Source organism: Actinomyces sp. (assembly GCF_030524025.1).
Lineage (GTDB): Bacteria > Actinomycetota > Actinomycetes > Actinomycetales > Actinomycetaceae > Actinomyces.
On sequence record NZ_JAUNHI010000023.1, the window covers coordinates 22045 to 35548 of the forward strand.

The window sequence follows — 13504 nt, forward strand, 5'->3', positions numbered from 1 at the left end:
GTGACCACCACTGAGACCAGCCCAGGCACCGCAGAGCCCTCCGCAGGACGCCTCTTGCTCATCGACGGACACTCGATGGCCTTCCGCGCCTACTTCGCGCTGCCCGTCGACAGCTTCACGACCTCGACCGGGCAGACGACCAACGCCGTGCACGGCTTCGTGTCGATGTTCCTGTCCCTGCTCGAGCAGGAGGAGCCCACCCATGTAGCGGTCGCCTTCGACCTGCCCGGCGGCACCTTCCGCACCGAGGAGTACGACCAGTACAAGGCGACGCGTGACGAGACGCCTGCGCCCTTCGTCGGCCAGGTCGAGCTGGTCGACGAGGTCCTGTCGGCCATGCGGGTGCGCACGGTGACCGCCGAGGGCTTCGAGGCCGACGACATCCTGGCCACGCTGGCCGCCCGCGGTCAGGAGGAGGGCATGGAGGTCCTCATCTGCTCGGGGGACCGCGACTCCTTCCAGACGGTGACCGAGCGGTGCACGGTGCTCTACCCCGTCAAGGGGGTCTCGACGATGAGACGCATGACGCCGGCCGAGGTCGAGGAGCGCTACGGAGTCCCGCCCCAGCGCTACCCCCACCTGGCGGCGCTCGTGGGGGAGTCCAGCGACAACCTGCCCGGGGTGCCCGGGGTGGGCCCCAAGACCGCGGCGAAGTGGATCAACCTCTACGACGGCCTCGAGGGGGTCATCGCACACGCCGACCAGATCAAGGGCAAGGCGGGCCAGTCCCTGCGGGACCACCTCGACGATGTCCTGCGCAACCGGCGCCTCAACCACCTGCGCACGGACCTCGAGCTGGGCATCGACCCGCTGCGGGACCTTGCGGTCAGGGGCGCTGACCGGACCGAGCTGGCCCGGGTCATGGAGGTCCTGGAGTTCCGCACCCTGCACCAGCGGGCCGAGCGCGTCCTCGACTTCGACTCCGAGAGCCCCGGTGCCACCGGCGGCCCCGCCGAGGACCTGGAGGTGGCGGTCCTGGGGCACGACCTGACCCCCGGAGCGCTGGCGGGCTGGCTCGGCGAGCACTTCCCGGCGGCCGGCACGCCGGTGGTCCTCGGCCTCGACGTCGTCGGCGAGACCAGCCCCGGCCGGGGCCGTGCCGGGATCGTGGCCCTGTCGGACGGCAGCCGTGCGGTGGCCCTCGACCTCGAGGCGGCCGACGAGGCCGACACGGCCGCCCTGTCCCGCCTCCTGGCCGACCCGGACCGGCCCCTGGTTGTGGCCGACGCCAAGGGCGCCTGGCACGCCCTGTCGGGATCGGGCATCGCGCTCGACGGCGTCGTGGCCGACCCCTCCCTGGCCGGCTACGTGTGCCGGCCCGAGCAGCGCTCCTACGACATCGCCACCCTGGCCCAGCGCTGGCTCGGCATCGACCTGGAGCTGATGGGGTCCCCCGCCCAGGAGACCGGGACCCAGAGCTCCTTCGATCTCGACGCCCTTGACGGCTCGGGCCCGAGGGCCGAGGAGCTGGCGGCCGCACGCCGCGCCGCCGTCGTCCTTCCCCTCCAGCGGGTCCTGGAGGAGCACATGGCCCAGATCGGCGCCCTCGAGCTCTACGAGGACCTCGAGATGCCGGTGGCGGCGACGCTGGCGGCCATGGAGGACGCCGGCATCGCCGTCGACGACGCCGTCCTGGCCGCCCGCGCCGAGGAGCTCGACCGCCGGGTGGAGCGCTCGGCGGCCGCGGCCTACGCCGCGGTGGGCCACGAGGTCAACCTGGCCAGCCCCAAGCAGCTCCAGACCGTGCTCTTCGACGAGCTCGAGATGCCCAGGACCCGCAAGACGAAGACCGGCTACACCACCGACGCGGGCGCGTTGGCGGACCTGCTGGCCAAGACCGGTCACCCCTTCCTCGTCAACCTCCTCGAGCACCGCGACGCCACCAAGCTGCGTCAGACCGTCGAGGGTCTGCGCAAGGCGGTCGGCCCCGACTCCCGTGTCCACACCACCTTCCAGCAGACCGTGGCGGCCACGGGGCGTCTGTCCTCGAAGGACCCCAACCTGCAGAACATCCCGGCCCGCACCGAGGAGGGCCGGCGCATCCGGGAGGCGTTCACGGTCGGGCCGGAGCACGAGTGCCTCATGACCGCCGACTACTCCCAGATCGAGATGCGCATCATGGCCCACCTGTCGGCCGATGAGGCCCTCATCGAGGCCTTCCGCTCGGGGGAGGACCTCCACCGTTACGTGGCGGCGCTCGTCCACGACGTCGAGGTCGAGGACATCACGGCCGACCAGCGCAACCGGGTCAAGGCGATGAGCTACGGCCTGGCCTACGGCCTGTCCACCTTCGGCCTGGCCAAGCAGCTGGGTATCGACAACGCCGAGGCCGCGGCGCTGCGTGACGCCTACTTCGCACGTTTCGGCCGGGTCCACGACTACCTCGTCGGGGTCGTCGAACAGGCGCGGCGCGACGGCTACACGGCCACCATGTTCGGACGGCGCCGCTACCTTCCCGACCTGACCAGCGACAACCGCCAGCGGCGGGAGATCGCCGAGCGGGCCGCCCTCAACGCACCGATCCAGGGCTCGGCGGCCGACATCGTCAAGCGGGCCATGGTCGAGGTCTCCCGCGCCCTGGAGGAATCGGGCCTGGCCTCGCGGATCCTGCTTCAGATCCACGACGAGCTCCTCCTCGAGATCGCCCGGGGCGAGGCCCAGGAGGTCGAGCGCCTCGTGCGCGAGCGCATGGCCTCTGCGGCGAGCCTGGCCGTCCCGCTGGACGTCTCGGTGGGCCGGGGGACCACCTGGGCGCAGGCGGCGCACTGAATCGCCGGCCCACCTACGCTGGAAACCCGGTTGCCACCACGTGAGGGAATCCACGCAGGATGGCTGTAACTTTGTTGGTTACGACGGGGTCACGGTTTGAGATCCGCCTGATAGAGTCCTCATGTGCGTTCCTGGGCATACGCCCTGCGATCGATGTGAACTGTGTGAGCAGTCATGATCTGTGACCTGTCGTGCGGCGCAGTGCTGAGCATTGTCAGCATTCTCAGCGTTGTCCGTGCCGCCCGTCACTCCATGACGGGCTGTGACACGCCACCGCGTCGATTCACTGTGCAGGGCATCGCCCAACCGCACTGCGGTTCCAGTCCGGGCTGGGCCGCGGTCCGGGGAGCGCGCGGTATCTATCGACCCGACCTTCAGTCCGCATTCGGAGCATCCACTCAATGACCACTACCACGCCAAGCCCCGCCCCGGTCGCCGTCAACGACATCGGCTCGACCGAGGAGATCCTCGCTGCCGTCGATGAGACGATGAAGTACTTCGACGACGGTGACATCGTCGAGGGCACTGTCGTCAAGGTCGACCACGATGAGGTCCTTCTTGACATCGGCTACAAGACCGAGGGCGTCATCCTGGCTCGCGAACTGTCCATCAAGCACGACGTCGACCCCGATGAGATCGTCTCCGTCGGCGACGAGATCGAGGCTCTGGTCCTTCAGAAGGAGGACAAGGAGGGTCGTCTGCTCCTGAGCAAGAAGCGCGCCCAGTACGAGCGCGCCTGGGGCACCATCGAGCGGGTCAAGGAGGAGGACGGCGTTGTCACCGGCTCCGTCATCGAGGTCGTCAAGGGCGGCCTCATCCTCGACATCGGCCTGCGCGGCTTCCTGCCGGCCTCCCTGGTCGAGATGCGCCGAGTGCGTGACCTGCAGCCCTACGTCGGCCGCGAGCTCGAGGCCAAGATCATCGAGCTCGACAAGAACCGCAACAACGTCGTGCTCTCGCGCCGGGCCTTCCTCGAGCAGACCCAGTCCGAGGTCCGCACCAACTTCCTTCAGACGCTGCAGAAGGGCCAGGTCCGCTCCGGCGTCGTGTCCTCGATCGTCAACTTCGGCGCTTTCGTCGACCTGGGCGGTGTGGACGGCCTCGTCCACGTCTCCGAGTTGTCCTGGAAGCACATCGACCACCCCTCGGAGGTCGTGGAGGTCGGCACCGAGGTCACCGTCGAGGTCCTCGACGTCGACTTCGACCGCGAGCGTGTGTCCCTGTCGCTCAAGGCCACCCAGGAGGACCCGTGGCAGGCCTTCGCCCGCACCCACGCTATCGGCCAGGTCGTCCCGGGCAAGGTCACTAAGCTCGTCCCCTTCGGCGCCTTCGTGCGCGTCGAGGACGGCATCGAGGGCCTCGTCCACATCTCCGAGCTCGCCCAGCGCCATGTCGAGGTGCCCGAGCAGGTCGCCAAGGTCGGTGACGAGGTCTTCGTCAAGGTCATCGACATCGACCTCGAGCGCCGCCGCATCTCGCTGTCCCTCAAGCAGGCCAACGAAGGCGTGGACCCCGCCTCGGAGGACTTCGACCCCTCGCTGTACGGCATGGCCGCGGAGTACGACGAGAACGGCAACTACAAGTACCCCGAGGGCTTCGACCCGGAGACCAACGAGTGGCTCGAGGGTTACGACGCCCAGCGCGAGGCCTGGGAGGCCGAGTACGCCGCGGCCCACGCGCGCTGGGAGGCGCACAAGGCCCAGGTCTCCAAGGCCCTGGAGGACGACCAGGACACCGGCTCGGCGGCTCCCGCGCCTGCCGGCGGCACCTCCTACTCCTCGGCCGCCTCGGAGGCCTCCGGCACCCTGGCCTCCGACGAGGCCCTCGCCGCGCTGCGTGAGAAGCTGACCGGCAACTGAGCGGCACGACCGAGTTCATGACAACGGCCCGTCCACCCTGGGGTGGACGGGCCGTTGTCACCCGATACGCCTGGGGCCGCGCTCCCCATCGCCCGCAGTAGGTCGATGTGTGAGGCTGTGACCACGACCCCGTGCCACCGGTGGGTGGCCCACGCCGATGACGGGAGGCACCATGACGACCTGGGACGAGCTGCCCGTTCTCGTCGCCGCTGCGGGAGACCCCCGCAGCCCTGCGCCGCAGCGCAGGCTGTTCGACGTGCTGGTGCGCTCCCACCCCGCGGGTGAGCCCAGCAGACGAGAGGCGGTCGCCCTGGCCGAGGCACTCGGCACGGTCGACCGGACCTGGCTGGCGGCCCTGGGCGAGGACCCGGTGCGCACCCGCGAGGAGGTGGACCAGGCCATCGACCTGTGCAGCGCGGTGCGCACAGCCGCCGGACAGAGCCTGCTGCCGCTGCGCTTCGCCAGGATTGAGCTGTGCACCTTCTTCGGCGAGGGTGCTGACGCCCTCGAGCAACTGCGCGAGGCCCGCTTGTTCTCCCACAGCGGTGTTGACGCCTCCGCGACCCTGGCGGCCGCCCGGCTTCATGACGACTACTCCGGGGTCATCCGCACAACGACGGCGGTGGTCAAGCGTCCCGACGCCGACCCCGCGGGCACGGCCAGGTCCTTGGGCGCTAGCCTGCTGCCGTACCTGGCCCAGGGGCGCAAGGTCGAGGCCGAGGACGCGCTCATGACCCTCGAGGAGCTCGATGTTCCTCCGTCCCTTCGATTCCGGCTGCTGGGAGACCGGCTGGAGTACCTCGGCCTGTCCAGCCAGTGGGAGCGGGGGCTGGCGGTGCTGCGGCACACGGACCTGGCCGAGACCGGTGCCTCGAGCGCCTGGGCGCTGCTCAACGCCGCGGTCGGGGCCAGCCTCGTCCTGCGTGCGGCCAACCGCGCCGGCTACGGTGCCAGCGCCCTGGGCTCGACGCTGCGTTGGGCCACTCCGTGGGCGCCGCCCCTCCAGCTCACCGGCTGGGACACCGTCGTCCACGCCTACGACGCCGTGACGGCCTTCGCCCGGTCCCTGGCCGTGCGCTTCGACACGCGCAACGGCAACAACGGTGTGTCCTACCGGCAGGAGTCGCGCATGGCGGCCGAGCCCGGGGGACTGTCGAGACGCTCCTACGGGACGGTGACCGCGGCAGCGGTCGACCAGTCCCGCCTGCCCAACCGTGTCGCTCTGCTGTCCGAGGTCAACCAGCTCCTCGTCCTGGCCCGCGGCTACGGCCTCCAGTCCGTTCATGACCGCGCCGTGACCACCGCCGAGACCGTCAGTGAGTCCCTGGCCACGGTCACCGACGACTCCCAGCTCGAGATCGTCGTCGACCTGCGGGTCGCCTTCGCACGCCTCCTCCTGGCCCTGGGGGCATCGGAGCGGGCCGAGCTTGAGGCGCTGGACACGGCCGAGCCGTGCCTGTCCCAGGGGTGGGTCGAGCTCGCCTGCGCCAGCCTGGCCACGGGCGCGCGGGCCGCCCTGTTCCGCGCCGACCATGCCGCGGTCCAGCGTTACTGGGAGCGGGTGGGCGAGCTGATGGCCGACTGGGGCACTGCACGGAGCAAAGAGCGGATCTCCGTGGTGGTCGAGGCGATCGGGGATCCGGCCACGGCCGCCCGGGTCATGGCCATCCTGGGCGAGGCCTTCGCCCAGGGGGTCGAGACCGACGCCGCCCGTGCCTCGGCCGCCCGGGAGGCCTGTAAGCGGGGACGAGAGCTCCTCGAGCGCTCCCAGACCGTCCCCGAAGGCGTGGCCGACCGCCTCGACGTCGTCGAGCGCACGGTGGCTCCCTTCGGGCGCGGGCGGGGCGGGCGCCACCGCGCGGTGCTGGCCGAGGAGGGATCTGACCAGTAGGCGGCGACCGACCCCCACCCCTTGGAGTCAATCGTCTAGCCTCGGGGCATGATCGAGCACCGCGCGACCGGGCAGTGCGGCGCGGCCGACCCGGCCCGCCCGGTGCGAGTGCGCCTGACGGCCTTCGAGGTCTGCGCCGGCAGGGCGCCCAGTCCCTCGTGGGAGGTCGTGCGCCGCGTGCCCGAGCGCCTCGCCGCTCCCGGCGGCACTGCCGAGGTTGACCGCAAGGTCCTGCCCGCCTGCGTCGATGGAGCCATGGCGGCCGCCCGAGCCCTGGTCGATGAGCAGCCCGACGTGCTTGTTGTCCTCGGGGTCGACCGGTCGGCGACGACGCTCCGCCTCGAGACCACGGCCACCCATCCGGCCACCCATCCGGCCACTGATCGTGCCGACGGCCCTCTGGTGCCCGACGGACCGCCGAGGCTGCCATCCACGTGGCAGGCCGGCGCCATGGTGGGCCGCCTGCGCGCTGCCGGGCACCGGGTCGAGCGCTCCGAGGATGCCGGCCGCGAGCTGTGCAACGCCGCCCTGTACGCAGCGCTCAACGCCGCACAGGGGCCGGGGCGCCGCGGGCCGGCTCCTGTCATCGGCCTCCTGTGCCTTGCCCCACCGGAGGTGATTCCTGCCGATCAGGCCGCGGCAGCGCTCCGTGACCTCATCATCGAGCTGTCCGACCAGGCCCGACGCGGCCGGTGCGCGCGCGGCGGCTGGTCGCGCCTGTCTGTCCACCGGGGGAGGCGCGTGATCCGGGTCGGCCTGACCGGGGGGATCGGCGCGGGCAAGTCGACGGCCGCCAGGGAGCTAAGGGACCGTGGGGCCCACATCGTGGACGCCGATGCCATCGCCCGGGAGGTCCTCGAGCCGGGCACACCCGGCCTCGCCGCGGTGGCTCGGGCCTTCGGCCCTCGGGTGCTCGAGGCCGACGGCTCTCTGGACAGGGCGGCCTTGGCCGAGATCGTCTTCGACGACCCCTCGGCGCGCTCCCGCCTCGAGACCCTGACCCTGCCCCTGATCGCCGAGACGGCCGCCGAACGCATGGAGCGCCATGGGGGCGCGCGGGTCGCCGTCTACGACGTTCCGCTCCTGGCCGAGGGCGGTATGGCGGACCTGTTCGACTGTGTCGTCGTGGTCGAAGCCCCCCTGGAGGAGCGGCTCGCACGCCTGGCCGGGCGGGGGATGAGCCGCTCCCAGGCGCTGGAGCGCATGTCCCACCAGGCCGGTGACCGCGAGCGCCGGGCCGTGGCGGACGTCGTACTGAGCAACGACGCCTCACCGGATGACCTCGCCGTGGCCGTCGGTCGCCTGTGGCGGTGCCTGACGGCGCAGTGAGCAGCCGCCGGTCGCCTCGGGGCGAACGTCCCCTGGCACCTGTCGGCCGGCGGCTCTACAGTGTCGACTGTGGCGAAGATCGCCGCACGACGAGACGGAAGGTCACGGCATGCGCACCCATCTCCCGACCCGCCGAGGGGCCCTGGCCCTGGCATCAACCGCCCTTGTGGGTGTTCTGGCCGCCTGCGCCGCCGACGACGCCGAGGACACCGACGACCGGGACGACGACCGGGACGACAATCAGGACGACTCGGGCACCAACAACGACACGGACGACCAGGACGACTCCGGCTCCACCGACGACAACACGGATGACAACACCGACGACATCACCAACGACGCCGACGACAACCAGGACGACTCCTGATGTCCGGGCCGCCGCGGTGAGGAGGCGGTCGGCGGTCGAGCATGTCCGAGGGGCGACGTAGCCTTGAGCACATGCGTCCCGTGACCGACCTGCGCCGTGCCGACAAGCCTTTCGAGGTCATCAGCCCCTACCGCCCCAGTGGTGACCAGCCGGCGGCCATCGCCGAGCTGACCGAGCGGCTGCGGGCGGGGGAGAAGGACATCGTCCTGCTCGGTGCCACGGGCACGGGCAAGTCGGCCACCACCGCCTGGCTGGTCGAGCAGGTCCAGCGGCCCACACTCATCCTGGAGCCCAACAAGACCCTGGCGGCGCAGATGGCGGCGGAGTTCCGTGAGCTGCTGCCCCGCAACGCGGTGGAGTACTTCGTCTCCTACTACGACTACTACCAGCCCGAGGCCTATGTGCCCCAGACGGACACCTTCATCGAGAAGGACTCCTCGATCAACGATGAGGTCGAGCGTCTGCGCCACAGCGCCACCAACTCCTTGCTCACCCGGCGGGACGTCGTCGTGGTCTCCTCGGTGTCCTGCATCTACGGGCTGGGCACGCCTCAGGAGTACGTCGACCGCATGACGCCGCTGCAGGTCGGCCAGGTCATCGACCGGGACGACCTACTGCGGCGCTTCGTGGGCATGCAGTACGCCCGCAACGACATCGACTTCACGCGGGGAACCTTCCGCGTGCGCGGGGACACCGTCGAGATCATCCCCATGTATGAAGAGCTCGCCATCCGCGTGGAGTTCTTCGGCGACGAGATCGAGTCCCTGGCCACCCTGCACCCGGTGACCGGTAATGTCATCGACACCGTCGACCAGGTCTTCGTCTTCCCCGCCTCCCACTACGTCGCCGGGCCCGAGCGGCTGGAGCGTGCGTTGGCGGGCATCGAGGACGAGCTCGCCCAGCGCTTGGCGGTCCTCGAGCGCGACGGCCGCCTGCTCGAGGCCCAGCGCCTGCGGATGCGCACGACCTACGACCTGGAGATGCTCCGTCAGATCGGGTCGTGCGCGGGGGTGGAGAACTACTCGATGCATATCGACGGGCGTGATCCCGGCACGCCGCCCAACACCTTGCTGGACTACTTCCCGGAGGACTTCCTGCTCGTCATCGACGAGTCCCATGTGACTGTCCCCCAGGTCGGCGCCATGCACGAGGGCGACGCCTCACGCAAGCGCACTCTTGTCGAGCACGGGTTCCGGTTGCCCAGTGCCCTGGACAACCGGCCGCTGACCTTCACGGAGTTCGAGGACCGCATCGGTCAGACCGTCTACCTGTCGGCCACCCCGGGCGACTACGAGATGGGGCGCTCTGACGGCGTGGTCGAGCAGATCATCCGCCCCACCGGCCTGGTGGACCCCAAGGTTGTCGTCAAACCCACCGAGGGTCAGATCGACGACCTGCTCGAGGAGGTGCGCGCCCGGGTCGAGCGCGAGGAGCGGGTGCTCGTCACGACGCTGACCAAGCGCATGGCCGAGGACCTGACGACCTACCTGGCCGACCGCGGCGTGCGGGTGGAGTACCTCCACTCCGATGTCGACACCCTGCGCCGCGTCGAGCTGCTGCGCGAGCTGCGGCTGGGCCGTTTCGACGTGCTCGTGGGCATCAACCTCCTCCGGGAGGGTCTGGATCTGCCCGAGGTCTCCCTCGTGTCCATCCTGGACGCCGACAAGGAGGGCTTTCTGCGCTCGACCCGCTCCCTCATCCAGACGATCGGGCGAGCGGCCCGCAACGTCTCGGGGGAGGTCCACATGTACGCCGACACGGTGACCCCCGCCATGGCCGAGGCCATTGAGGAGACCGAGAGGCGCCGCACCAAGCAGCTGGCCTACAACGCCGAGCACGGCATCGACGCCACGCCTCTGCGCAAGAAGATCGCCGACGTCACCGACATGCTGGCGCGCGAGGAGGTCGACACCGCCGAGCTCCTGGCCGGGGGCTACCGCGGGCACGAGGAGCGGGCCGTCGTCGGACGGCGCAAGCGTGCCGCCGAGGCCACCGTGCGCGAGCGTCTGGCCGGCGCCGCCGAGTCCGACCTCGTCGCACTCATCGAGGAGCTGACCGCCCAGATGCGGGCCGCCGCCGCCGACCTCCAGTTCGAGCTCGCGGCCCGCCTGCGCGACGAGGTCCAGGACCTCAAGAAGGAGCTGCGGGACATGCGGGCGGCCGGCTGAGTCGGCCGCCCCCCCCGGCTCGGGGCCGCGCAGGCCCCCCACGCACGACTTTCGTCCCAGAAATGCCCGCCGGGACGGAATGAATAACTATTGTGAACCGCGAGTACACGCGGGGCCGAATCCGACCTATGACGGTGGTGGCGCCCGGAGGCGATGAGTATTCATTGTTTATGCGCGGCGCATAGTACCTATTCCGCCTGTCGCGGGCTTGCTTTGCTGGCAAGCCGGTTCTACGGTACGAGATGAGTGCACACCTCTATCTCGCAAAGGAGCGGGACACTATGTCATCTTCCCCGTCCGAGGCTGTTCCCGGCCAATCCGAGGATTCCCCGTCCTCGTCCCCCAAGGTCTCCCTCGCCGCGCTCACCGCCCTTGTCATCGGCTCGATGATCGGTGGCGGTATTTTCGGCCTGCCCCAGCAGATGGCCGGCGCCGCCGCACCCGGGCCGCTCATCATCGGCTGGCTCATCACCGGGTTCGGCATGCTCATGCTGGCCTTCGTCTTCCAGCGCCTGGCCGTCAACAAGCCCGAGATCGACGCGGGCATCTACGGCTACGCACGCGCGGGCTTCGGCGACCTGGTCGGATTCTCCTCGGCCTGGGGGTACTGGCTGTCGGCGTGGATCGGCAACGTCGGCTACCTCGTGCTGCTCATGGCCTCCATCGGTGTCTTCGTGCCCGGCTTCGGCGATGGCAACACGGCCCTGGCCATCGGCGTCGCCTCGGTGGTCATGTGGCTCTTCCACGTGCTCATCCTGCGCGGCATCCGTGAGGCCGCCATTGTCAACGCCATCGTGACCATCGGCAAGGTCCTGCCCCTGCTCGTCTTCATCGTCCTGGGGCTGCTGGCCTTCCGACTCGACGTCTTCACCCAGGACTTCTGGGGCAGCGCTGACTCTGGCTCCGTGCTCACCCAGGTCAAGGCCATGATGCTCGTGACCGTCTGGGTCTTCATCGGCGTCGAGGGGGCCTCGGTCTTCTCCGAGCGCGCCAAGAGCCGCACTGATGTCGGCCGGGCCACCATCCTGGGCTTCGTGTCCGTGCTCGCCCTGCTCCTGGCGGTCAACGTCCTGTCCTACGGCATCATGTCCCGCCCCGAGCTCGCCGATCTGAACGATCCCTCCCTGGCGGGCGTGCTCGAGGCCGCGGTCGGCGCCTGGGGGGCGAAGTTCATTGCCTTGGGCCTCATCATCTCCCTCGTGGGGGCGCTGCTGTCCTGGTTCCTCATGTGCGCCGAGATCATTCGTGTCCCCGCTCAGGAGGGGCTCATGCCCAAGGCCCTGGGGCGTGAGAACGCCAAGGGTGTGCCCGTCAACGCCCTGTGGCTGACCATGGGGCTGGTCCAGGCCTTCCTCATCTGGACCTACTTCAACGCCTCGACCTACACCAACCTCATCCTGCTGGCCTCCTCGCTCATCCTCCTGCCCTACCTCCTGTCGGCGCTCTACCAGCTCCTCGTCGCCGTCAGGGAGCGACCCGCCACGAGCTCGGTCGACCTCGTCGTCGGCGTCCTGGGATCCATCTACGGCATCTGGCTCATCTACGCGGCAGGCCTGGTCTACCTGCTCTACACGGCGATCTTCTACCTGGTGGGCGTGCCCTTCTTCCTCTGGGCCCGCCGGGAGCAGGGCGGGCGCCTCCTCAAGCCCGTCGAGTGGGCGCTCGTGGCCCTCTTCGCGGTCCTGTCCGTCATCGCCGTCTTCGGCTTGGCCGTCGGAATGCTGGCCCTCTGACCACACCTCACCACACGCCGGGGCGAGGATGCCCCGCTCCCACACGAAAGGAAGTCAATATGTCCGAACAGAAGCACGGAGTCTACTCCGAGGTCGGAACCCTGCGGCGGGTCATGGTCTGCCGGCCGGGCCGCGCCCACGAGCACCTGACACCGTCGAACTGCCACGACCTGCTCTTCGACGACGTCCTCGACGTCCCCAAGGCCCAGCGCGACCACGAGGTCTTCGTCAACCTCATGCGCGAGCGGGACATCGACGTCCTGGAGCTGCGCGACCTGCTGGCCGATGTCCTGGACATCCCCGAGGCGCGCGCCTTCATCCTCGACCGTCGGGTCAACCACGCCACGATGGGCGTGGGCGTCGCCGAGGACCTGCGCGCCTGGATGGATGAGATGCCCTCGGCCGAGCTCGGCGAGCTCCTCATCGGCGGCCTCGTGTCCGACGAGGTGCCCGCCGACGTCTTCGGCACGTGCATCTCGCCCTTCCACGTCAACAGCGACGACCCCGAGCTGCTCATCGCCCCCCTGCCCAACACCCTGTTCACCCGCGACAACTCGGCCTGGATCTACGACGGCGTCGAGCTGTCCCGCATGTTCTGGGGCGCCCGCCGCCGCGAGGTCCTCCTCCTGACGGCTATCTACCGCTACCACCCGCTGTTCAAGTACGACTACAACGTCTGGCTCGACACGGTCGACAAGGACATGGGGCACACCTTCATCGAGGGCGGCGACATCATGCCGATCGGCAAGGGCATCGTCCTGATCGGCATGGGGGAGCGCTCGACCTTCCAGGCCGTCAGCCAGATCGCCAAGTCGCTGTTCGACGCCGGCTCGGCCGAGCGGGTCATTGCCGCGCGCATGCCCAAGGAGCGCGCCGCCATGCACCTGGACACCGTGTTCACGATGTGCTCCGAGGAGGTCGTCAACATCTACGACCCGGTCGTCAGGGCCATGGACACCTTCTCCCTGCGCCCCGACGAGACCGAGCGCGGCGGCATCAAGGTCACCTACGACGAGGGCTACTTCGTCGACGTCGTCTCCGACGCCCTGGGCGTTAAGCTCAATGCCGTGCAGTCGACCGCCGGCCGCTACGGCGCCGAGTGCGAGCAGTGGAACGACGGCAACAACGTCGTCGCGCTGTCCCCGGGAGTGGTTGTGGCTTACGACCGGAACTACTCGATCAACGCCAACCTGCGCGCCGCGGGCATCGAGGTCCTGGAGATCCCGTCCTCCGAGCTGGGTCGCGGCCGCGGAGGCGGCCACTGCATGACCTGCCCGATCGACCGCGACCCGGTCTACTGACAGTCCGGTAGGATCGGCACCGCCGATTGTTGTCGACACTGACGAAGGAGTCTTGGATTATGAGTCATTCTCTGCAGGGGCGTCATT

General features: G+C 69.6%; 8 protein-coding genes. All 8 read left to right on the forward strand.

The features are described from left to right. The 8 genes from polA to Q4C85_RS09065 all read left to right on the forward strand — a co-directional run bounded on the left by polA (position 1) and on the right by Q4C85_RS09065 (position 13417). On the forward strand, positions 1 to 2769 hold the full coding sequence (gene polA, locus Q4C85_RS09025) for a DNA polymerase I (RefSeq protein ID WP_303141427.1): 2769 nt from the start codon (positions 1 to 3) through the stop codon (positions 2767 to 2769). A gap of 401 nt (positions 2770 to 3170) precedes the next feature. Next, positions 3171 to 4628: a 30S ribosomal protein S1 gene (rpsA, locus tag Q4C85_RS09030; protein WP_303141429.1), complete on the forward strand. Its 1458-nt coding sequence runs from the start codon at positions 3171 to 3173 to the stop codon at positions 4626 to 4628. 172 nt (positions 4629 to 4800) lie between these two features. Then, positions 4801 to 6519 (forward strand): hypothetical protein, encoded by a 1719-nt coding sequence (locus Q4C85_RS09035; RefSeq protein ID WP_303141431.1) that lies wholly within the window; start codon positions 4801 to 4803, stop codon positions 6517 to 6519. A 48-nt stretch (positions 6520 to 6567) separates the two neighbouring features. Further along, a complete protein-coding gene (gene coaE, locus Q4C85_RS11820) occupies positions 6568 to 7848 on the forward strand; it encodes a dephospho-CoA kinase (RefSeq protein WP_368501443.1) in 1281 nt (426 codons plus the stop codon). Positions 7849 to 7957: 109 nt separating this feature from the next. Continuing rightward, positions 7958 to 8215 carry a hypothetical protein gene (locus tag Q4C85_RS09050; protein ID WP_303141433.1) on the forward strand — a complete coding sequence of 86 codons (258 nt, stop codon included), beginning with the start codon at positions 7958 to 7960 and terminating at the stop codon, positions 8213 to 8215. A 71-nt stretch (positions 8216 to 8286) separates the two neighbouring features. Further along, entirely contained in the window at positions 8287 to 10383 is a 2097-nt protein-coding gene (uvrB, locus tag Q4C85_RS09055; RefSeq protein WP_303141435.1) for an excinuclease ABC subunit UvrB, read from the forward strand. Between the two features lie 281 nt (positions 10384 to 10664). Next, positions 10665 to 12116, forward strand: a complete 1452-nt coding sequence (arcD, locus tag Q4C85_RS09060; RefSeq protein ID WP_303141436.1) for an arginine-ornithine antiporter — start codon at positions 10665 to 10667, stop codon at positions 12114 to 12116. 59 nt (positions 12117 to 12175) lie between these two features. Then, complete coding sequence (locus Q4C85_RS09065) at positions 12176 to 13417, forward strand: arginine deiminase (RefSeq protein ID WP_303141438.1); 1242 nt, start codon at positions 12176 to 12178, stop codon at positions 13415 to 13417. The last annotated feature ends 87 nt before the right edge of the window (positions 13418 to 13504 follow it).

What these genes read in the sequence shown, in the direction of transcription:
- uvrB (WP_303141435.1), top strand. Translation starts at nt 8,287, where the DNA reads ATGCGTCCCGTGACCGACCTGCGCCGTGCCGACAAGCCTTTCGAGGTC.
- Q4C85_RS09050 (WP_303141433.1), top strand. Translation starts at nt 7,958, where the DNA reads ATGCGCACCCATCTCCCGACCCGCCGAGGGGCCCTGGCCCTGGCATCA.
- coaE (WP_368501443.1), top strand. Translation starts at nt 6,568, where the DNA reads ATGATCGAGCACCGCGCGACCGGGCAGTGCGGCGCGGCCGACCCGGCC.
- Q4C85_RS09065 (WP_303141438.1), top strand. Translation starts at nt 12,176, where the DNA reads ATGTCCGAACAGAAGCACGGAGTCTACTCCGAGGTCGGAACCCTGCGG.
- arcD (WP_303141436.1), top strand. Translation starts at nt 10,665, where the DNA reads ATGTCATCTTCCCCGTCCGAGGCTGTTCCCGGCCAATCCGAGGATTCC.
- rpsA (WP_303141429.1), top strand. Translation starts at nt 3,171, where the DNA reads ATGACCACTACCACGCCAAGCCCCGCCCCGGTCGCCGTCAACGACATC.
- Q4C85_RS09035 (WP_303141431.1), top strand. Translation starts at nt 4,801, where the DNA reads ATGACGACCTGGGACGAGCTGCCCGTTCTCGTCGCCGCTGCGGGAGAC.